The sequence below is a fragment of the Burkholderia mycopellens genome (assembly GCF_964265025.1).
Lineage (GTDB): Bacteria > Pseudomonadota > Gammaproteobacteria > Burkholderiales > Burkholderiaceae > Burkholderia.
Genome location: NZ_OZ183802.1, coordinates 1,701,946 through 1,722,640, shown reverse-complemented (window position 1 = coordinate 1,722,640; position 20,695 = coordinate 1,701,946). Strand labels below are relative to the sequence as shown.

General features: G+C 69.1%; 20 protein-coding genes. 6 read left to right on the top strand and 14 right to left on the bottom strand.

Translation table 11 applies throughout. The features are described from left to right. Nucleotides 1-78 precede the first annotated feature (78 nt). The 4 genes from ACPTTC_RS08005 to ACPTTC_RS07990 form a co-directional block, all read right to left on the bottom strand. On the bottom strand, nucleotides 79-531 hold the full coding sequence (locus tag ACPTTC_RS08005; protein WP_423392122.1) for a hypothetical protein: 453 nt from the start codon (nucleotides 529-531) through the stop codon (nucleotides 79-81). Beyond that, nucleotides 531-1,937, bottom strand: a complete 1,407-nt coding sequence (locus ACPTTC_RS08000) for a phosphatase PAP2/dual specificity phosphatase family protein (protein ID WP_423392121.1) — start codon at nucleotides 1,935-1,937, stop codon at nucleotides 531-533. Before ACPTTC_RS08000 ends, ACPTTC_RS08005 begins: the two co-directional genes overlap by 1 nt. Beyond that, nucleotides 1,934-3,703, bottom strand: coding sequence for a bifunctional alpha/beta hydrolase/class I SAM-dependent methyltransferase (locus ACPTTC_RS07995; RefSeq protein WP_423392120.1), 1,770 nt, complete (start codon nucleotides 3,701-3,703; stop codon nucleotides 1,934-1,936). The genes ACPTTC_RS08000 and ACPTTC_RS07995 overlap by 4 nt, the downstream gene beginning before the upstream one ends. Nucleotides 3,704-3,784: 81 nt before the next feature. Continuing rightward, the gene (locus tag ACPTTC_RS07990) at nucleotides 3,785-4,390 is read right to left on the bottom strand and encodes a CDP-alcohol phosphatidyltransferase family protein (protein ID WP_041492804.1); all 606 of its coding nucleotides are present in this window, start codon (nucleotides 4,388-4,390) and stop codon (nucleotides 3,785-3,787) included. A gap of 466 nt (nucleotides 4,391-4,856) precedes the next feature. Here ACPTTC_RS07990 and ACPTTC_RS07985 point away from each other — a divergent pair, with 466 nt between their 5' ends. After that, nucleotides 4,857-5,489 (top strand): lysophospholipid acyltransferase family protein, encoded by a 633-nt coding sequence (locus tag ACPTTC_RS07985; RefSeq protein ID WP_423392119.1) that lies wholly within the window; start codon nucleotides 4,857-4,859, stop codon nucleotides 5,487-5,489. A gap of 36 nt (nucleotides 5,490-5,525) precedes the next feature. After that, nucleotides 5,526-6,455: a phosphatidate cytidylyltransferase gene (locus ACPTTC_RS07980; protein WP_175971775.1), complete on the top strand. Its 930-nt coding sequence runs from the start codon at nucleotides 5,526-5,528 to the stop codon at nucleotides 6,453-6,455. Between the two features lie 42 nt (nucleotides 6,456-6,497). Here the strand turns inward: ACPTTC_RS07980 and ACPTTC_RS07975 are convergent, their stop codons facing one another. The 4 genes from ACPTTC_RS07975 to ACPTTC_RS07960 are packed head-to-tail and all read right to left on the bottom strand — an operon-like array spanning nucleotide 6,498 to nucleotide 11,617. Further along, complete coding sequence (locus ACPTTC_RS07975) at nucleotides 6,498-7,304, bottom strand: topoisomerase IV (RefSeq protein ID WP_423392118.1); 807 nt, start codon at nucleotides 7,302-7,304, stop codon at nucleotides 6,498-6,500. A 59-nt stretch (nucleotides 7,305-7,363) separates the two neighbouring features. Continuing rightward, nucleotides 7,364-8,035 carry a DUF1266 domain-containing protein gene (locus tag ACPTTC_RS07970; protein ID WP_208454960.1) on the bottom strand — a complete coding sequence of 224 codons (672 nt, stop codon included), beginning with the start codon at nucleotides 8,033-8,035 and terminating at the stop codon, nucleotides 7,364-7,366. 13 nt (nucleotides 8,036-8,048) lie between these two features. Then, a complete protein-coding gene (locus tag ACPTTC_RS07965; protein WP_423392117.1) occupies nucleotides 8,049-9,269 on the bottom strand; it encodes a hypothetical protein in 1,221 nt (406 codons plus the stop codon). Continuing rightward, complete coding sequence (locus tag ACPTTC_RS07960) at nucleotides 9,266-11,617, bottom strand: hypothetical protein (protein WP_423392116.1); 2,352 nt, start codon at nucleotides 11,615-11,617, stop codon at nucleotides 9,266-9,268. Before ACPTTC_RS07960 ends, ACPTTC_RS07965 begins: the two co-directional genes overlap by 4 nt. Nucleotides 11,618-11,832: 215 nt before the next feature. Between ACPTTC_RS07960 and ACPTTC_RS07955 the strand changes: the two genes are divergently transcribed. Beyond that, nucleotides 11,833-12,624 (top strand): response regulator transcription factor, encoded by a 792-nt coding sequence (locus tag ACPTTC_RS07955; protein WP_423392115.1) that lies wholly within the window; start codon nucleotides 11,833-11,835, stop codon nucleotides 12,622-12,624. Nucleotides 12,625-12,801: 177 nt separating this feature from the next. After that, nucleotides 12,802-13,623 carry a carbon-nitrogen hydrolase family protein gene (locus ACPTTC_RS07950; RefSeq protein WP_423392114.1) on the top strand — a complete coding sequence of 274 codons (822 nt, stop codon included), beginning with the start codon at nucleotides 12,802-12,804 and terminating at the stop codon, nucleotides 13,621-13,623. Nucleotides 13,624-13,653: 30 nt separating this feature from the next. Here ACPTTC_RS07950 and ACPTTC_RS07945 read toward each other — a convergent pair whose 3' ends face one another. The 3 genes from ACPTTC_RS07945 to ACPTTC_RS07935 are packed head-to-tail and all read right to left on the bottom strand — an operon-like array spanning nucleotide 13,654 to nucleotide 16,662. Continuing rightward, a complete protein-coding gene (locus ACPTTC_RS07945) occupies nucleotides 13,654-13,965 on the bottom strand; it encodes an AtuA-related protein (RefSeq protein WP_226198032.1) in 312 nt (103 codons plus the stop codon). Beyond that, on the bottom strand, nucleotides 13,965-15,323 hold the full coding sequence (locus ACPTTC_RS07940) for an acyclic terpene utilization AtuA family protein (protein ID WP_423392113.1): 1,359 nt from the start codon (nucleotides 15,321-15,323) through the stop codon (nucleotides 13,965-13,967). Before ACPTTC_RS07940 ends, ACPTTC_RS07945 begins: the two co-directional genes overlap by 1 nt. Before the next feature lie 40 nt (nucleotides 15,324-15,363). Further along, nucleotides 15,364-16,662, bottom strand: a complete 1,299-nt coding sequence (locus tag ACPTTC_RS07935; protein ID WP_423392112.1) for a CitMHS family transporter — start codon at nucleotides 16,660-16,662, stop codon at nucleotides 15,364-15,366. Nucleotides 16,663-16,759: 97 nt separating this feature from the next. Here ACPTTC_RS07935 and ACPTTC_RS07930 point away from each other — a divergent pair, with 97 nt between their 5' ends. Then, entirely contained in the window at nucleotides 16,760-17,656 is an 897-nt protein-coding gene (locus ACPTTC_RS07930) for a LysR family transcriptional regulator (RefSeq protein ID WP_423392111.1), read from the top strand. Between the two features lie 42 nt (nucleotides 17,657-17,698). Here ACPTTC_RS07930 and ACPTTC_RS07925 read toward each other — a convergent pair whose 3' ends face one another. Both ACPTTC_RS07925 and ACPTTC_RS07920 read right to left on the bottom strand, forming a co-directional pair. Continuing rightward, nucleotides 17,699-18,283, bottom strand: coding sequence for a flavin reductase family protein (locus ACPTTC_RS07925; protein ID WP_423392110.1), 585 nt, complete (start codon nucleotides 18,281-18,283; stop codon nucleotides 17,699-17,701). 133 nt (nucleotides 18,284-18,416) lie between these two features. Next, entirely contained in the window at nucleotides 18,417-18,842 is a 426-nt protein-coding gene (locus ACPTTC_RS07920; protein ID WP_166896550.1) for a VOC family protein, read from the bottom strand. Between the two features lie 112 nt (nucleotides 18,843-18,954). Between ACPTTC_RS07920 and ACPTTC_RS07915 the strand changes: the two genes are divergently transcribed. Then, on the top strand, nucleotides 18,955-19,845 hold the full coding sequence (locus ACPTTC_RS07915) for a LysR family transcriptional regulator (RefSeq protein WP_423392109.1): 891 nt from the start codon (nucleotides 18,955-18,957) through the stop codon (nucleotides 19,843-19,845). A 34-nt stretch (nucleotides 19,846-19,879) separates the two neighbouring features. Here ACPTTC_RS07915 and ACPTTC_RS07910 read toward each other — a convergent pair whose 3' ends face one another. Further along, on the bottom strand, nucleotides 19,880-20,659 hold the full coding sequence (locus ACPTTC_RS07910; protein ID WP_423392108.1) for a hypothetical protein: 780 nt from the start codon (nucleotides 20,657-20,659) through the stop codon (nucleotides 19,880-19,882). Nucleotides 20,660-20,695 lie beyond the last annotated feature (36 nt).

Sequence of the window (20,695 nt, the reverse complement as noted above, 5' to 3'; positions counted from 1 at the left end):
GCACTCGAAGGCGGCTACCTTGACGAGCCGGCGGGCGGAACGACGCCGTCAAACGCCCGCGGCTGGCTTGAACGGGCGCTAGCCGATCGGCGGAACGGCGATCGCGAGCCCGACCGCGAGCCACTGGACGATCGCGACGAGCACGCCGGCCCGGCACAGCCCGACCGCACCGCGCACGCGTGCATCGAGTGCGCGTCCGGCCTTCGACGCATCGATCCAGCCGAGATCGGCGAGCGCGCGGTCGAGCGCCGCGAGCCCGTCGTCGACCGATCCGTCGCCTGCCGCCGCCCGCGCGAGCGCGCCGAACAACCGGCGGTCGATCTCGATCCTCACCGCGTACCACAGCGCCGCGATCCCCGACCCGGTGCTGACGATGGCCAGCAGCACGCGGGCGATCGTCGCCGGCGCCCAGCCCGATGCGATCCACCAGCCCGCGCCGGACGCGGCCAGCGCAGCCGCGATCGCCCACGCGCCCGCATCGAGCGCGCCGCGCGCGGCGGCAATCCTGAACGCTGCGGACGGGTCGCGCATCACGTACCTCCCGCACCCCGACGGCGATCGATCCAGTGCTGCAGCACGGCCACGCCGTCATCCGACCACACCGCATGCGGCCGTACCGCGCGCACCGCGGCCAGCGCGTCGCGCGCATCGCCGAACCCGCGTCGCACCGCCAGCCATGCGGCCGCGCACAGCACGCTGCGCCCATAGCCGAGCGCGCAGCAGACCAGCACGTCGCGCCCTTCCCCGTGCAGGCGTTCGAGCGCGGCGACGGCCTGCGTGAGTTGCCCGGCCGTCGGCGCGACGAGGTCGAGCTGCGGCACGGTCGCATACGCGAGCGCTGCATCGACCGACGTCCAGCGCGGCATCTCGGCGGTCAGGTCGACCAGCGCCGTGAAGCCGTGGCGGCGCACGTCGCGTGTCGTCGGCGTGCGGCCGATCGATACGCGCTCGTCGATCCGCACCGGCGCCGGCTGCCGGAGCGTCCACAGCCGCGAATTGATGAACGCGCCCGCAATCGTCGGCGCGAGCAGCCAGCGAATGACGACCGGAAAACGCCCGTGCGCGTCCTTCTGGAATGCGCCGGGCGCGCCGCGCCGGTAGATCCACGCGACACACGCGAGCGCCAGCGCGACCCACCCTGCCGCCAGCGCCCAGCCGGGCGCGCGCGGCACGCACCAGAGCGCCGCGAGCGCGACCACCGCCGCGCCGAGCGCATAGCGGCGCGCGAGCGCACGGCCGGCCGCACCCGGCGACGCATCGGCGCCCGGCAGCCGGCCCGCGGCATCGCGCAGCGGAAACAGGAACAGCGCGAGACAGCCGACGGCCGCGCCGGTCGGCACGTCGATCGCGTGATGCTGGTAAGTGGTCAGCACCGACACGCCGATCGCCGCGAACCACAGGTGCAGCACGGCACGCGCGAGCGTGCCGCGCAGGTGCTTCGCATAGACGGCCCACAGTACGACGAGCAGCCCGATGTGCAGCGACGGCGCCTGGTTGAACGGCTTGTCGAAGCCCATCAGCAGCGTGAACAGCGCACCGGCCACGCCGCCCGCGTCGGGCCGCTCGAACCCGAAGCGCAGCGGCCACGCGATGAAGCATGCGACCGAGATCAACTGCACGGTCAACAGCCGCTTCACGTGGTCGAGCAGGTCGGCGCGGCGCGTCCAGAAGAAGAACGACAGCGCATACAGCAGGTCGATCGACCAGTACGGCACGATCGTCCACGGCACGAACGGGATCGCGTGCTCCCAGCCGAACGCGAAGGTCGGCACCGCCGCGCGGCGCGCGGCGAGCCAGTTCGCGAAGCCGTAGGTCGAGAAGAACACGGCGCCCATCGCCGCGAGCCAGCCGAAGCGCAGCGCGAACGACGCGTCGCGCGCGCCGGCCGCCGAAGCCGCGTCGGCGAGGCCGCTCGCGCCGCCGTCGAGCGCGCTCATGACGCGTCGACCCGCTGCGCGAGGCTGACCGTGAAGATGCCCATTGCGTCGATCCGCTGGTCGAGCTTGCGGAAGCCCGCGCGCGCGACGAGCTCGTCCATCTCGGCCTGCGAGCGGCGGCGCATCACCCAGGTCGCTTCGCCGCGGTGATTGTTCAGCGCGCGCGCGATGAATTCGAGCTGCGGATGCCACGGCTGCCCCGTATAGACGAGATAGCCGCCCGGCGGCACGGCCTGCGCGAGCCCGCGCAGCGAGCGCTCGATCAGCGAATTCTCGCCGAACAGCTCGTAGAGGCCCGACACGATCGCGAGCGTCGGACGCGGCTCGAGCGCCGCGAGCGACGCCTCGTCGAACGCGTCGCCGCGCTCGAAGCGCGCGATCGGCTCGAGGCCGCGCTGCGCGATCAGCACGCGCCCGGCCTCGACGTTCGGCGGGCTGTAGTCGCGCAGCGTGATGTCGTCGGGCGCCGCGCCGTCGCGTTCGGCGGCCGACGCGATCGCGTCGAGCACGTAGCGCCCGTGCCCGGCCGCGATGTCGACGATCCGCACCGGCGCGCCGTGGCCGCGCAAGCGGCCGATCGCCGCGCCGATCAGTTCCTGCAGATGCACCTTGCGCTGGCGGATGCCGACCCAGCCCGGCGAATCGAGATACGTGCGATCGATCAGCGCGCCGACGCCGAACCGCCCCTGTGCGCGGTTGCGGTACACATAGTCGAGCGTCGAGCCCGAATCGAAGCCGAGCCGCAGCCCGAGCGCGATGCCGTCCGACAGCGCGCCGCCGGCCTTCAGGCCGGCCCGCGCGAGCGCCCAGTACGCCCGCGCGAACGCATTCGCCGGCGGCCGGCCGAGCGCCGCGTATTCATCGTGGAACGCGCCGCGCCGGTCGGCGTCGACGAGCGACACGCGCGGGCTCGGTGCATCGAATTCGCGCAACACGAATGCACGCAGCGGCGCGAGCGCCTGTGCACGGTCGCGTTCGCCGAGCGTGTCGTGATAGAAACCCGGCAGCACGATGCGCTCCTTGCGCGCGGCGCCGAGACGTTCGAAGAAGCGGTCCTGCGGGCCGCGATGCACGACCCAGTCGGCGCCCGAGATCAGCAGCTGCGTCGGCACGGTGATCGCGGCCGCGTCGGCGACGATCCGCCGCGCGGTGTCGTGCAGGTCGAGCAGCATGTTGACCGCGATCGGCCGCGTAATCAGCGGATCGGACGCATAGCTCGCGATCCGCTCGGGATCGTGCGTGAGGAATTTCGGCTTCACGTAGCTGTTCACGTAGAACAGGCCGCGCAGCTTGTGCATCAGCCGCAGGCCCGGCCGCGCGAACGGCACGTAGAGCTTGATGTGGAACGCCGGCGACGCGACGACGAGCGCTCGGATCGGCGGCGCATAATCGTGCGCCCAGGTCGCCGCGAGCACCGCGCCGACGCTCTGGCCGACCACGGCCATGTCCTCGATCGCGATACCGTGCGTGTCGCGGATATGTTCGACGAAGGTCTGCAGGTCGCGCACCGATGCGGCCGCGCTCGGGCTGTAGCCGCGCGCGCCAGGCGAGCGGCCGTGGCCGCGCGCATCCCACGCGAAGAACGCGAATTCGGGCAGGTCGAGCTCGTCGACCAGGTGCGCGACGCGCGCCGAGTGTTCGTGGCCGCGATGCAGCAGCACGATTGCGCCGCGACAGCGTGCGCCGGTGGCAGGCCAGTGACGATAGAACAGCGTTTCGCCGTCGTGCGTGATGAAGTCGGCCTCGCGGGCCATGCGTGCGCTCATGCGTTTCTCTCTCGTTTCGTTATTCGAATCTTGGTACGCCGCCCTCCGGCGCCCGGTACCGCAACCGCTCCAACTCCCCTTTCAACCGCCCTTTTCCGCGATGCCGGCCTGCACGCGCCGCACCACAGTCACGATCGACAGCACGATCAGCAGCCGCCACAGCCATGCGGCAACGCCGCCGACCGGAAACCCGAGCCCGATCCACAGTGCGAACGCGCCGAGGGCAAGCGCGCGGTCGCTCTTGCCGAACGGGCCGTCGTAGCGGCGGCTCACGCCGACCAGCGGGCCGATCAGCCCCGCGCATTCGACGATCACCGCCGTCAGCGCGAACAGCCAGACGTCTGCCGGAGCGAACACGGGAATCGCGAGAAACGGCAGCACCAGTGCGATATCGGACACGACATCGCCGAGTTCGTTCAGGTAGGCGCCGAGCGTGCTCTTCTGGTTGTGTTCGCGCGCGAGCATCCCGTCGATCGCGTTGAGCGCCATCCGCGCGAACAGCCACAGCGGGATCAGCAGGAACAGTGCGCGGGCAAACACGCCGAGGCCGGCGAGCGCGCCGACGACGATCGAGCCGCCGGCCGCGAACAGCGTGACCTGGTTGGCCGTGACGCCGCGCTCGGCGAGCGCGTTCGCGAACGGGCGCAGACGGTTCTGGAATTTGGGTTTGAGTGCGTAGAGGCTCATCGTTTTATTTGTGCGGCACAGTCGGATACGTTTCCCGCCGCCATGCCCCGGGCGGCGAAACGGACTTGAAGGGCCTTGAAGGGCCTTCCATGGACGGGCCTAATCGTCGCCGAGCGGCCCCGATGCGTCAAGCATGCGCCCGGCCCGCACGCGCGGCGCGAATCTGGCGTTTTTGACGGAAACTCGCGATAATCCGCTGGCCCGATCGCAGCGAGATCCATTCGAACTGCAAACGGGCACTCGTGCAACAGCCGATTATCACGCCGCCGGCCGGCTCATTCGCCGCGACGCATCAGCGTGAGACGGCGAATCGTCCGATTATCGCGGACCTGCGACAGGCAGCCACGAATTTGAAAAAATTTAAACAAGGGCCGTCCGGCGCGCATCCTGCCGCGCCGGCATTCCGGGGCTCCGCCCGCCGCTCACGCGCAGCGGGCCATGCAGGCAGGCAGGAGGCGCAGCGCCGATGAACATCCTCAACGTCTGGCAGCGCGATTTCCTGCTGTCCATCGTGCGGCTCGTCGCCGGCGCGTATCCGGTCTGGCATCAGGCGCCGCCGTCGCCGACGCAGAAGATCTACTTCTCGAACCATACGAGCCACATCGACACGCTCGCGATCCTCGCCGCGCTGCCGCGCAACGTGCGCGCGGTCGTGCGGCCGGTCGCCGCGCGCGACTACTGGGACAGCAGCGACATGAAGCGCCACATCGCGCAAAAGCTGTTGAACGTCGTGCTGATCGACCGCCACCGCGAATCGGGCGGCGATCCGCTCGACCCGGTGCGCGACGCGCTCAAGCAGGGCCATTCGATCATCATCTTCCCGGAAGGCACGCGCGGCGCGGAGATCCTGCCGCAGCCGTTCAAGAGCGGGCTGTTCCACCTCGCGACCGAGTTTCCGGACGTCGCACTCGCGCCCGTCTATCTCGAGAACCTGCAACGGATCATGCCGAAGGGCGCGATCTGGCCGGTGCCGCTGATCTGCAAGGTGCACTTCGGCGCGAACGAAGCGCTCGGCGCCCAGGAAGACAAGCCGACCTTCCTCGCCCGCATGCGCGACGCAGTCGTCTCGCTCGCGCCGCCGCAACGGCCGGCCGGCTGAACGCGGCGCCCTCTTCTCCCTTTCCGGATATCAAATATGCGAACAATTTTCTGGGAACTGGTCGCGGGCGTCACGGGCGTGCTCGTCGTCGCGACCGTGATCGGCGCGATCCTCGGCGCACGCAGCGGCGGCACGAACGCGACCATCGTCAACCTGAACCAGCGCATCCGCGCATGGTGGGCGATGATCGCCATCATGGCCATCGCGATCGGCCTCGGCAACAACATCACGTATCTGGTGTTCGCGGTGCTGTCCTACCTGACGCTGCGTGAATTCATCACGCTCACGCCCACCACCGCGAGCGACCATACGACGCTGTTCATCGCGTTCTTCATCGCGATCCCCGTGCAGTACCTGCTGCTCGGGATCAACTGGTACGGGATGTATTCGATCTTCGTGCCCGTGCACCTGTTCTTCGCGATGTCGCTCGTGTCGGCGCTCACGCAGGACACCCGCGAATTCCTGAGCCGCAACGCGAAGATCAACTGGGCGCTGATGGTGTGCGTCTACGGGTTGAGCCATGCGCCGGCCGTGCTGATCCTCGACATTCCGCACTACACGGGGCAGAACGCGCTGCTGCTGTTCTTCTTCCTGTTCGTCGTGCAGATCAGCGACGTGCTGCAGTACGTGGTCGGCAAGCTGTTCGGCAAGCGCAAGATCGCGCCGCAGCTGTCGCCGTCGAAGACGATCGAAGGATTCATCGGAGGCGGCCTGCTGGCCACGCTGTGCGGCGCATCGCTGTATCGCGTGACGCCGTTCAGCTTCGGGTCGGCGTTCGGCATCTCGCTCGCGATCGTGATCGCGGGCTTCGTCGGCGGCCTCGTGCTGTCGGCCGTCAAGCGCTCGCTCGGCACCAAGGACTGGGGCTCGATGATCGCGGGCCACGGCGGGATGCTCGATCGCGTCGACTCGATCTGCTTCGCCGCGCCGGTGTTCTTCCACCTCGTGCGGTATCTGTACGTGTGATGCGCGGGCGGCGCAACGCCGCCCGTTCCCGCGCGCGAAGGATCAGTACCCTTCGCGCAATGCCTTCGGCACGACGTAGCGGCCACGCGCCGCGTCGAACTTCACCGTATGGCGCGCGCGGATCGCCCTGTCGCCGCGCATGCCCGTTTCCGTGACCGTCAGCGGATAGACGTCGCCGGCGCCGGTCGTGTCGGGCGCGATCTCGAAGCGACGTTCCTCGCAGCGCGCCCGCGCGTTCGCACATTCGGTCGACTCAGCGTTGTCGAGCGCCTCGTCGATGCGCGCCGCCGCCAGCACCAGTGCATTGCCGACCGGCAGCCAGATCGCGCGGAAGCGTTGAGAATAGCCTTGCCGCGTGTCGCTTTCGCCGATGACGAAACCGAAAAGGTGCGGCCCGAGCCGCTCGATGCGCACGGTGCCAGGCTCGCCGCGCCCGCCCGACGCGATCTCCGTTTTCTTCATGACCGGCTCGAGCGTCTTGCCGTCGGCCGCCGGTTTCAGCACGTACAGGTCGATCGTGCCGGTCGTCGCGTCCGAATCCATGCCCGGCATCCCGTTCTGCACCGCTGCCGCGGTCTCGCCGCACATCGCGAGCAGGGTGCGCGGGCCGTCGGCCGTTGCCACGCGCAGCGAGCCGCAAGACGCATAGACAAAATCGTCCGCATCCGCCTGCCAGCCCTTGCGGTCCGCGCGCCAATTGCCGTAAGTGTCATGGATGAACGCACGCAGCACAGGGTCGGCGACAGCCGGTTGGATCGCGTGCGCCGCAGCCGGCAACACGAACGCAGGCACCGCGCACGTGACGGACAGCACCAGGCGTCGCACCAGGGGATGAATGGATGAAATCATGTCAGTGTCGATAGCGATAAAAAGCGATGCCCGGGAAAACGACCGGCGGTATCCACGCATCAACGCGGTTGCGCGACCGGCTCGGGATCGAACGCCGCCAGCCCAGGCCACGGCGCCTGCCCCCACGCACCGTCACCCGGTGCGAGCCAGCGTTGCAGCGTCGCATCGTCGAACGCCTTGCCAAACGGATCGGCGCGAAATCCGGCCACCCACTGCTTGCGGCCCGCGACGTAGGCGTGGCCGAAATCCGCCCAGCTGTCGAAACAATCCTGGGCGCGCTGCGCGTTGAGCAACAACACGCGCCAAGCGGTGTCCCGTTCGGTCCAGCCCATCAGCATCGCCACGCGCGCGAGGAACGCCATCCGCGCACAGGCGAACGCAAGCGCCGCACGCGGGTCGTCGGTCGGTTGCAGCGCATGCAGGTCGGCGCGAAACCACTGTGTCTCGAGCACGCGCGCCAGATGTGCGCGCGCATCGTCGTCCGTCGCGTCGGTGCGCAACTCCATCTGGTGCAGCATCTGGGCACGCAGGAACTTGCGCGACGTCTCGTTCAGGTGGCTCGTGTCCGCATCATCGAAACCCGAGAATTCCGTCGCGTCCACGTACGGATGCGCGAGCAGCAGCGCCCAATGCTTGCGGGCCGACAAGGCCGAATAGCGCCCACCGCGCCGGCGAAAGTAGCGCACGATGCGCCACAGCACGAACAGGGCAATGATCACCTTGAATATCATGGTCTTCGCCCCGTCATTGCGCGACACCGACGCCACGCGGCGCGACGTAACCGGGCCAGTGCACGTCCTCGGTTGCAAAGGCCGGAGGCGCGGCGTCCTCAGGTGCGGACGGCACGGCCGGCGCCAGCGTCGCGCGCACCGCGTAACGCACCGAACCGGCACGCGGCGGCCACGCCTGCAGCAGTTCAGGCTGCCGCGCGGCGACCAGCCACTCGACGGTCGGCGTCGGCTCGGCGAGCCGCCCGAACAATTGCGGATGGCGCGCGACGAGCCGCGCTTGCGACGCGGCATCCGTCACGTCCTCGATCCTGCACCACCCCGATGGCGTATGGACGACACCGAGCGCGATGCAGTCGGGCGGCGTGCGATCCGTCGTCCCCAGCGCATTGAGGCAGGCCAGCACGTCGTCGACGTAGCGCTCGACCGGCGGCCGGTTCTGCTTGCCCTTGACCTGATCGACGTCGAGGCCGCCGTCCGCCCGCACCTCGACGCTGATCGTGATGTGCGGCTGGCCGCCCGCATCCCGGAAGCTCAGCAACCGCAGCCGGCGCGCTTCGATCGCTTCCGCATAGCGCCCGCCGTAGCCGCCCGCCAGCGCTTGCCGGTCCGCGAACTGGCCGAGGCAATGGCGCATCACGTAACTCTCGAACGCCATTTCGGCGCGCAGCAGCGGGCTGTCGGGCAGGAATTCGACAAAGCGTCCGTTGGCGGTTTCGCACCACGTGCGCAGCGCATCGGGCTGGCTCTCGCGCCAGCCGCGCGCGATCCGGGACGCCATCTCCGCATGCTCGCGTTCCCACATCGCGAGCGCCTGGGGGCAATTGACACGGTCGAGCTTGCCCTCGAGCCCGGTTCCCTTGCGCGACTCGAGAAACTCGACGAGCGTGGTTTCGAGTGCGAGGAGACGCGGATCGGACGGGTCGACCCAGACGACGGGTGCCTGCCTGCCGGCGTCGGCTTCGCCGATCGTCTTCGCGCCGGGCCCGAAGCGTCGCGCGACCCACGCCGACGGCACGGCGTGGCCGAGCGCCTGCCGCGCATCGTCGAGCGAGCCGATCGTGCGCGCGGGCTCGAAGTTCGCGACGACATGCCGGTAGAAATGGTTGAGCAGCCACGCGCGCACCGCGTCGGCGTCGCCCCGCGCGGTGCTGCGGGCGGCAATCGCCGCTTTCAGCGCATCGGCGTTCAGCGCGTTGCGTGGCGCGTAGCCGGCCCGCCGATCTGCTGCCGTCATTGCCAGAACTTCCACCAGCGCTTGTTCGGCGCGGCGGTCGGTGAATCCGGCGAGGCCGGCGCATCGGCCTCCCGTATCCGTCGCTCGATCACGTCTTCCATCAGGTCGAGCGGCTCGGCGGCGTGCCGGTTGCCGGCAAGCACGCGCTCGTAGAAATACTTCACATCGGACCGGCGGCCCAGTTCGTATGCCGCATCGGCGGCCCGGATCAGCACGTCCAGATCGCTCGACGTATCGGCCTGCCCGCGCGCGGCGTCGTACAGCGCCGACGCCTGGTCCGGATGCGACGCCGCCATGTGGGACGCGAACACGAAGCGGGCGATCAGCGCCTCGTCGGGCAGGCTGCCGTCGACCTGGTCGTGTTCCCGCTGCCAGCCGACGAGGCGTTCCAGCCAGATCGGCAGTTCGTTGCAACGATCGAGGCGATACAGCGCGCGCACCACGTCGCGCACGTACCAGTTCGGGTCATGCCGGCTGAAACCGTATTCGGCGGCGTAATGCCAGAGCTGCTCGGCGGCCTCGACCATCTCGTCGTCCTTGCCCTGGCAGGCGAGCACGTAGCGGACACCGGAGTAATGCTCGGCAAACGAGCTCGCCGCAATCCCGTTGCGATGCAGGACCAGCGCCTCGTCGTAACGGTCCTCGTCGCGGTAGAGAATCGCGAGGTTGTTGCAGAGCATCGAATACAGGTGCGCACACGCGTCGTACGGGTGCCCTTTGCCGGTTTCGAAGAAGCGTTCCATGCACGCGCGGCCCTGCTCGTAGGCGGCGATCCGCAGGCGCTGAAGGTCGGCGCGCACCGGCGCCTGTTCTGCGGCCGGCAGCGCATCGATCGCCTCCTCGGCCAGGTCCTCGACCCGGGCCGAGAATACGTAGCTCCACAAGCCGCTGCGCAGCGACGGCGGCAGCGGCAGTTTCAGCGCGGCGGCGACGCCCAGCGCGCCAATGCGCGCCTGGGTCAGCATGATCGCAGTGCGGTTGTCGTGCATCTCGCCTTCCTGCGCGGCGGCGAGCAGGCGCGCGGCCTGGGTCGTCGCGTCGATGCGGCCGGTTTCGCCATCGTAGACCGCCGCGAGCCGCGCGATCCACGGATGACCGGGCGCGCGCCGCAGCGCGACCTCGCGCGCGGCGTCGGCCACCGCGTAACGCAACGCATCGCCGTCGAGCGAGCCCAGCGCGGCAAAAATCTCGCCATGCGTGGGCGAACGCGCGGCCAGCGCATCGCGCTCTTGCGCGCCGAGCTCGACGAGCCGCTCGAGCGTCGGCTCGAAACCGGCTGCGCGCATTGCGCACAGCGGCCACCAGACCGACGTATCGGTCGGCTCGGCAAGGCGTGCATGGATGATCCGCCCCACCCGGTCGAGCATGCTGCTTTCGAGCTGGTACACGTGGAAGAACGCGCACCGCCCCGCGTCGTCGAAGCGGCCGGCCTCGAGCAACCACGGCAGCTCGTATTCGATGAAATCATCCCCGCCGTCCGACTCGAGGCTGTAACGCGCCATCTCGCAACGCGCGAGCGCGCCATCGAGATCGCCTTGCGCGTATGCCGCGCGCGCGGCAAGCCGCGCGAGCCTCACCTCGGCCTCGCGGCGCGGCGGCAGTGCCCAGTCGGCTATGCGCGACTCGACGGCCTGGCGAATCGTGTCGAACTGCAGCGGCGCAATCTCGATCATCGCGTGGCCGATCCGCAGCCAGTCATCGGCATTGATGTCCTGGTCCGCCCCTGCCGACGCGACGGCCGCCACCGCGGCCTCGGCCGCCGCCCGCGCGTCGTCGTCCCGGCCGAGCCGCCGCAGCGCCCACGCACGCAGGCATTGCCGGTTCGCCTCGTCCCACGCGCGAAACGCGGCCCGGTCGGCAAGCGCGCCATTCAACGCATGCCGCAGTTCGATCGCGTCGAGCGCGTGCTCCGCGTGATCGTATTCGAGCGTATCGAGAATGCGTGCGCGGACGAAACGATCGGCATCGAGCGTCGGCGACGTGCGCACGACGTCGTGCATCTCGCCGATCGCGTGCGTGACGGCGTCGTTCTCGCCCAGGTGCCGGGCGACCTGCAGCCGGTACAGCGCGAGCTGCATGCGGATATCGGGCCGCGCGTCGGGTGGCGCCGCGTCATGCACGGCCGCGCCGTCGTCATCGAGCACGGCGCGCGCAGCGGCCGGATCGCCGGCGTGCATCCAAAGTGTGTGCAGGCGTGCGATCGCGTCGAGCGAATCGGCACGCAACGGCTGGGCCCGCAGTCTTGCCGCAAGGTCACTCGCGCGACTCGAGTCGCTTTCTTCAAGATCGGCTTCGAGCCGATTCATCAACGTGTCGAGCGGCTGGCCCATCAAAGGCATCGTTGTCATATCGCTATCGGTCTTGGAATTGGTATTGGCACTGGGAGTCGACGACTGCTCCCTCTCGGAATCGCGATAGCTTATCAGGAGACGGAGACGGTGCGCGGCCTCGCCATCCGCGTCGTCCGGCGTTACGATCTCGTACTTCATTCCAGGATCCGGTCGATGCGTACGGCACGACGGCACGATGCGCCCCGACCGGTCCCGCCCGACCCGGAACACGCATGAACCTCACCTTGCAGGATGTCGCATGGCACCGCTCGGTCGGGCGGCTCATCGAGTCGCTCGATCAGCCGGGCTTCTGGCTGGCACTGATCCGGCTGATCGAGGAATACGTCGCGGTCGACAGCTGGGTCGCGCTGACGTTCGGCGACGGCCGCCCGCAGGTGTTCGCCGAATGCCCGTACGAGGGCGGCGGCCCCGACCCGCTGTTCCGCGACTACGTGCAGGGCCTGTACCAGCTCGACCCGTTCTACATCGCGAACCGCGACGCACCGAAGAGCGGCCTGTTCCGGCTGTCCGACGTTGCGCCCGAGTGCTTCCGCGATACCGAGTACTACACGCGCTATTTCACGCACAACGTCGTCGAGGACGAGGTGCAGTTCAACGTCGTGCTCGACGACGCGCGCACGCTGTGCCTGTCGCTCGGCAGCAAGCGGCGCTTCAGCCCCGAGCAGGTTGCGCTGCTCGACCTGATCCGGCCGTGGGTGGCCGCGCTGATGCGGCAGCGGCTCGCGTTCGAGCCTGCATCCGCGGACGCTGCGCCGTCGCGCCGGCCCGGCGCGCACGACGGCTTCGAGCAGGCGATGGCGCGGCTCGGCACACCGCTGACCGCACGCGAGCTCGACGTGATCCGGCTGATCCTGAGCGGGCGCTCGAACAAGGAAGTCGCGAACAAGCTGTCGATTTCCGCCGAAACGGTCAAGGTGCATCGCCGCAACATCTACGGAAAGCTCGCCATCAACTCGCAATCGGAGCTGTTCTCGCTGTTCCTGAACGCACAGACCGGTACCTGACACGCGTCGCGGGTCTCGCGGGCCAGCGCTCGCCGCCACTGGCGGCGTCACGGATCAATACCCCTGACGGGTTAACGCGCCGGCGGGATGGGAAATCCGCCGCTTCGGCGCATACTGGGGCCTCCTTACCCTCCCTTCCGGCGCCACCGGCGACGGGCCCCTGCCACCGACATCGCCATGAAACTGAAGCTCGATATCGTCCAACTCGCCGGCCGCGACGGCGACACGCACTACAACCTGCAGCGCACGCTCGAAGCGATCGCCACCTGCGCCCCGGGCACCGACATCGTGATGTTTCCGGAAGCGCAGCTTACCGGCTTCCTCGATCCGTCCAACCTCGCGGAATGCGCGGAACCGCTCGACGGCCCGAGCGTCGGCGCGATCATCGCGGCCGCGCGTGCACACGACGTGGCAGTCGTGGTCGGGCTGATCGAGAACGACGGCGGCCGCTTCTACAACACCACCGTGTTCGTCACGCCGGACGGCATCGCGCTGCGCTATCGCAAGACCCACCTGTGGGTGAGCGAGCGCGGCGTCGTCCTGCCCGGCGACCGCTACGCGACGATCGAATGGCGCGGCGCACGGATCGGCCTGCTGATCTGCTACGACAACGAATTCCCCGAAACCGGCCGCGCGCTCGCCGCACTCGGCGCCGAGCTGATCCTCATCACCGACGGCAACATGGAGCCGTACCGCCCGGTCCACCGCACGTCGGCAACGGCGCGGGCGATGGAGAACCAGGTGTTCGCGGTAGTCGCCAACCGCGTCGGCGGCAGCACGCACGACGTCGTGTTCGCGGGCGGCAGCCTCGCGGCCGATCCGTTCGGCAACCTGATCTTCGAGGCCGGCCATACCGAATCGCGCCATGCGGTCGAACTCGATTTCGACCAGCTCGCCGCGTCGCGTGCGGTCTACGACTATCGCCGGGATCAGCGCCTGCCCATCGCGGGCGAACGCATCGAGCACGCCAACGGCCTTCGCGAACTGCTGATTCCGTAAGCGCTTGCCCGCCCGCGGCGGCGACATCCGTTACGTCGGGTCGGGCACCTCGATCGCCAGCAGCGCCGAACTGACCGACTTGCCGTGCGCGTCGAGCGCGAGCGAACGCGTGACGCCGCCGCCGAGCGCATCGCGCAGCACGAAATTGAATGCACCGAGCGCCGGCAATTCGTAACGCACGACGTCGCCATGCACGATGCCCGCGAGCCATGCCTTCACTGCGTCGGCATCCAGATGCATGCGCAGGTGATCGTAGTGGCGCGGATCGCGGCAGATGACCGACACGTTCAGCGTATTGCCCTTGTCGCCGGTGCGCGCATGCGCCAGTTCACGCAGTTGCATCATGCCTCCACGAATGAAAACGACGGCGTCACGGCCGCGCGCGGCAGCAGCACCGACTGCACCGCGATGACCTCGCGCGTCGACTTGAACGCGCCGCCGCCGCCGGCCGGGCCGTTCGTATAGAGCGTCTCGACTTCGTTGCCGATGCGCGCCGCTTCATCGGCGCTCGCCGCGCGGCCCGCCACCCGCACGCGCACCTCGGCCGGCTCGCCGCGCACGGCCGGCGTCGCGTCGCCATAGAGCGAATCGACACCGATCAGGTCGAAGCGCAACTCGGTCGCGGCGACGCCGGTCAACGCCAGCCGCTCGCGGACGATCTCGAGCGCGAGGCGCGCACGTTCGAGCGCGCCCGGGCCGCCGTACGAGATCTGGCCTTCGCCGATCCAGCCGTCGACGTAAGCCACCGACACCTTCAGCGTATCGGGCCGCGCGGTGCCGCGCCCGCCCGTCACGCGCACGCGATCGATCGCCTCCTCCACGACCGCCACGCGCGTGAAATCCGCGACGACGTCGGGTTGCAGATAGCGCGCCGGGTCGTGAATCTCGTAGAGCAGCTGTTCCTTGCAGGTCGCCGCGCTCACGCGGCCGCCCGCGTGCGGCACCTTCGTGATCACGACCGCGCCGTCGGCCGCGACTTCGCCGATCGGAAACCCGAGCCGTGCGAGGTTCGGCACGTCCTTGTAGCCGGGGTCTGCAAAATAACCGCCCGTCACCTGCCCCGCGCATTCGAGCAGATGGCCGACGACCGTCGCCTGCCCGAGCGTGTCCCAGTCATCCATCCGCCAGCCGAACGCGTGGATCAGCGGCGCGGCGAACAGCGACGGATCGGCGACGCGCCCGGTCAGCACGACGTCCGCGCCGGCCGCAAGCGCATCGACGATCGGCGCGGCGCCGAGGTACGCGTTCGCGGACACGATGCGGTCGCGATAGGCGGCGACGTCGTCGCCGGATTCCTCGAAGCGGAATGCGCCGCGCAGCACCACGTCGAGCACGTCGTCGCCTTCGACCGCCGCGACCTTCAGCTTCGCGAGGCCAAGCGATTGCGCGATCTGTGCGGTGCGCCGTGCGGCCGCACGCGGATTGGCCGCGCCCATGTTCGACACGATGCGTACGCCCTTCGGCGCGGCGACCGGCAAGACCGCGCGCATCCGCGCATCGAGCAGCGGGTCGTAGCCGAGTGCCGGGTCCTTGCGCCGCGCCTGCTGCGCGATCGCGATCGTGCGCTCGGCCAGGCATTCGAAGACGAGATAGTCGAGCTGCCCGTGTGCGGCCAGTTCGACCGCGGGCTCGATCCGGTCGCCCGAGTAGCCGGCGCCCGCGCCGATGCGCACGCGCCGTTCAGGTTGCTTTGCTGTCATGTCCGTACCGTCGTCCGGCGGATTTCACCGCCGGAAAAGATCAAAAGATGCCCAGCGCGACGCACGCGACCGTCATCACGATCGACGCGCCGAACAGCAGCGGGAAGGTGAATTTCTGGTGCTCGGCCAGCTCGATGCCGCACAGGCCGACGACGAGGAAGGTCGCGGGCGTCAGCGGGCTGACCGGGAACCCGGTCGTCATCTGGCCGAGCAGCGCGGCCTGTCCGACCTGCACGGCCGGCACGCCGAGCTGGCCGGCCACCTCCGCGATCACGGGCAGCACGCCGAAGTAGAACGAATCAGGATCGAACAGCATGCTGAGCGGCATCGACGCGAGGCCGAGCGCCACCGGAATGTGGCCGGCCATCGACGGCGGCACGAAGCCGACCGCCGCCTGCGCCATCGCCTTCAGCATCCCGCTGCCCTGCATGATCCCCGTGAACACGCCGGCCGCGAGCAGGATGCCGGCCATCATCAGCGCGGCGCGCGCATGTGCGTCGATGCGCTTTCGCTGCATGTCGACGTCCGGGTAGTTCACCATCAGCGCGATGCACAGCCCGACCATGAACATGATCGCGGGCGGGATCTTCTCGCCCATCACAACCATCGTGCCGAGCACGACGAGCGTCAGCACCAGGTTGAACCAGAACAGGTGCGGCCGGCGCAGCGCCTGCTCGTCGGGCGTCAGCTCGCGCTTCGGCAGCGGAACCGATGCATCGTCGCGCGACAGGCCGAGCCGCTTCTCCTCGCGCCGCCCGAGCCAGTACGCCACGCCGAACACGAACACGAGCCCGATCGCCTGCACCGGGATCAGCGGATTGAACAGCGCCGACACCGGCAGGTGCAGCGACGCCGACGCACGAATCATCGGCCCCGTCCACGGCAGGAAGTTGATGCCCGCGGCCATCGACACCGCGGCGGCCAGCACGCGCCGGTCCATCTTCAGCCGGTCGTACAGCGGCAGCACGGCCGGAATCGTCACGAGAAAGCAGACGGCGCCGGAGCCGTCGAGGTGGATCAGCAGCGCGAGCAGCGTCGTGCCCATCACGATGCGCGTCGGCCGCGTGCCGACCGCGCGCAGGATGCGGTCGATGATCGGGTCGAGCGTGCCGGCGTCGGTGATCGTCCCGAAATAGAGGATCGCGAACACGAACATCCCGACGACGGGCGCGAGCCCCTTCAGCCCGTCAATGACGAACTTGCTGGTGTGCAGCCCGAAGCCGCCGATCAGCGATGCGGCGATCGGCACGATGATCAGCGCGACGAGCGGCGACATCCGCTTCGACAGAATCGCGGCCAGCAGCACGACGATCGTGCCAAGCCCGAGTAACGGCAGCATCCGTGTCTCCTACCTTGTCTTTTGTTGGAGACGAGCGTAAGGTCGGCGCAGCGATAGCACAATTGAAATGATTTGATCGCGGCAATCACGAGCCGTTATGGATCTGAACCTTCGCGACATTCGCGCGTTCGTCACCGTCGCGCACGCCGGCAACTTCACGCGCGCGGCCGCGCGGCTGCATCTGTCGCAGCCGGCGCTGACCGTGCAGATCCGCCGGCTCGAGGAGATCGTCGGCGCGCGCCTCTTCGACCGCAACAGCCGCAGCGTCGCGCTCACGCAGACCGGGCGCGAGCTGCTGCCGATACTGCAGCGCTCGCTCGACGACATGGAGCGCGTGCTGCGCGATGCGCGCGCGCTCGGCGAAGGCACGAGCGGCACGGTGCGGCTCGCGTGCCTGCCGACCTTCGCATCCAGCATGCTGCCGGAGCTGATCCAGTCGTTCCGGCGCGACGTGCCGCGCGCGGGCTTCGAGATTCGCGACGGCGTCGCGAGCCTCGTCACCGCGCTCGTGCGCAATGAGGAAGCCGATCTCGGATTGACCGGCGGCGACGCGTTCGATACGTCGCTGGAGGTGCTGTATGCGGGCGCCGACCGGCTCGTCGCCGTATGCCCGAAGGATCACTCGCTCGCGCGCAAGCGCCGCGTGAGCACCGCCGACGTCGCGGCCGTGCCGCTCGTGCTCACCGCGCAGGGCACGAGCGTGCGCAGCGTCGTCGATGCCGCGCTGGACGCGGCCGGCTGCACGCCCGACATCGCGTGCGAACCGACCTACATGATGACGGCCGTCGCGATGGTGCGCGGCGGCCTCGGCGTGACGATCCTGCCGGCGACCGCGCGCGAGGTGCGCGCCGAACCGGAGCTGGTCGCGAAGCCGATCGACGACCCCGCGTTCGTGCGGCCGATCGCACTCGTCACGAAGCGCGGCCGCACGCTGCCGCGCGTCGCGCAGGCGTTCGCCGAAACCATGCTGATGGAATTGAACAAGCGCGCGTGAACCGCGCGCCCGGATCGGCTGAACCGGCAGCCCGCCCGGCGCTTATTTCGCGTCCGGATCGACGTGCAGCGATTCGCCGATCGCATAGAAATTGCCGCCCGCGATGTAGTGCAGGCTGCGCAGTGCCGGATCGGCCGATTCGAAATACCAGTGGCCGTCGCGGAACACGCGCGTATCGGACCACGCCGCGACCACCTCGCCGATGAACAGGTCATAGGCCTGCTGGTTGTGCGGCTCCGGAATCAGCTTGCACGCGAGCCAGCCCGAACATCCGGCGACGAACGGCAGATCGTGGCCTTCGACGTCGAACAGCGCGACGCCCGCTTCGCGCAGCTTGTCGGGCCGCTCCGCGAGACTGTGGCTGCCGACCGCATGCGTGAGCCGAATCTGCGCGGCCGTCGGCACCTGGATCACGAACGTGCCGCTGCGCTCGACGAGCTCGCGCGTCTTCGCGGTCTTGTCGAGCACGACCGTCAGCTTCGGCGGCAGGAAGTCCAGCGCGCACGCCCATGCGGCGGCCATCACGTTGTCGACGCCATCGTGGCGGGCCGACACGAGCACGGTCGGGCCGTGGTTGAGGAGACGGTAGGCCTTCTTCAGCTCCACCGGAGCGATGTGACTGTCCATACGGGTTCCTTGGAGAACGTCGCGCACGGACGGATGCCGTGCGGCGCGGCGCCGGCCGGCGCGCGTGCGCGCAGCCGGGCCGGAGGCCGCATTCTCGCACCCAATTTCAATCGGCGCAGACTCGCCCGATCCGTCACTTCGCGAACAACTGGCCGATGTCGCGGAACGCCTTGAATTCGAGTGCATTGCCGCACGGATCGAACAGGAACATCGTCGCCTGCTCGCCCACCTGCCCCTGGAACCGCACATACGGCTCGATCGCGAAGGTCACGCCGAACGATTTCAGCCGCTCGGCCAGCGCTTCCCAGCTCGGCCAGTCGAGCACGATCCCGAAATGCGGCACCGGCACGTCGTGACCGTCCACCGCATTCGTATGCGCGCCTTCCTGCGACGCGGTCTTCGGATGCTCGTGGATCACGAGCTGGTGCCCGTAGAAGTCGAAGTCGACCCACTGCGCGCTCGAGCGCCCCTCTGCCAGCCCGAACACACGGCCGTAGAAATCGCGCGCGGCCGGCAGGTCGTAGACCGGGATCGCCAGGTGAAACGGGGAAAGACTCATGGTTGCCTCGTGATGGAACGCTCGCGTGGCGCGAGGACGGCGCCATGGTAGCCAAGGTCAATCAGAAATTAAATCAATATATAGTTTCTTCATTCACAAATGGAATTGATGAATGATCCGCGAACTGAAAACCCTCGTCGCCGTCGCCCGGGAAGGCACGTTCGCCGCGGCCGGCAATCGCATCGGGCTCACGCAGGCGGCCGTGAGCGCGCAGATGCAGCGTCTGGAAGCCGAGCTCGGCTTCGCGCTGTTCGACCGGCAAGGCCGCTCGGCCCGGCTCAACGAGCGCGGTCATCACGTGCTCGACCAGGCGCAGGCGCTGATCGGCCTGTACGAGAACCTGAGCTCGACGGCCCCCGGTTCGCCTGCCAACGTGCGCGTGACGATCGGCGCGATCGCGTCGGTGCAGAGCGCGCTGCTGCCGGCTGCGCTCGCCGAGTTCCATCGCCGGCATCCCGCGTGCCGCACGCGCGTGATACCGGGGCTGTCGATCGAGCTGGTCAACCGGGTCGATGCGGGCGAGATCGACCTGGCCGCGATCATCCGGCCGCCGTTTTCGCTGCAGAGCGACCTGCACTGGACGACACTCGTGCAGGAACCGTTCCGGCTGATCGTGCCGCGCAGCGTGAAGGGCAAGGATTGGACCGCGCTGCTCGCGAGCGAGCCGTTCGTGCGCTACGACCGCGCGTCGTTCGGCGGCCGCCAGGTCGACCGTTTTCTGAGGAAGATGCACATCCCGGCGCGCGACACCTGTGAACTCGACGAGCTCGACGCGATCGTCAAGCTGGTCGAGAACGGTGTCGGCGTCGCGATCGTCCCGCAGACTGCCGTCTATCGCCGCTGGCCGGCCGGCGTGCGCGCGATCGATCTCGGGCGCCATACGTTCCACCGCGACATCGGGCTCGTGCATCGCGCGCGGCGGACGATGTCGGAACCGGCGCAGGTGCTGGCCCGGTTGATCGAAGCGGCGTCGCGGCGGCGCTCGCCGCCGCAGGCCGCCTGAGTCGCACGCCCGGCGACGCCGTAGCCGTGGCGGATCAGCGCCGCCCGGCCGCCCAGTCGACGGCCGCGTCGAACAGCGCGAGCCCGGCCGGCGACAGGTTCACGAACGTGTCGTTGTCGAGGAAGAACATCACGCGGCGCGCCGGCGCGAGCGCTTCGTAGTCCATCGTCGCGCCCTTCTCGTACGCGAAGATCGCGGCCTTGTCGGGTTGACCGTACACGGTCGCGATCGTGATCGCGCCGAGCCCCGGCTTGCCCCAGCTCATCGGCGCCTGCTTGCCGTACACGTTCGTCGCGCCGGCCGGCAGCCCGGCCGAGATCGGGTGCGGCGCATTGACGAGCCACAGGTAGCGCTCCTTGCCCGTTTCGCCGAAGTCGACGTCATGACGCTTGCCCGTCATCGCGAGATCGTCGAGCAGGTCGTTTTCCCAGGTCACGAGCGGCTTGTCGAGCGTACGCCAGCCGGGCCGCACGTTCTTCGACGACACCGTCGACGAGATCGCGACCAGGTCGGCGTCGCGCGCCGCATCGGGCGTGGCCGACTCGTCGATCAGCCGCACCGCATAGCCGCGTTCGCCGAGATGCTGGCCGATGCGCTCGTCGACCTTCAGGTTCGGGCCGCGCAGCTGCACGAGCATCGCGACGCGCGTGACGGCCGGCGGTGCATCGGCTGCCGACGCGGGGGCGGCCGCACCTGCGCCGAGGCCGAGGCCCGCGCCGATCGCGAGCACCGAGCCCGCGATCGCGCGTAATGCGCGACGCCGCGCGCCGGCGGCAACGGCGCGCACGGCGCCGGTCTTCATGTTCCGTTTCATCTGGATCTTCTCCGAAGCCGCGCGCCGCCGTGACGG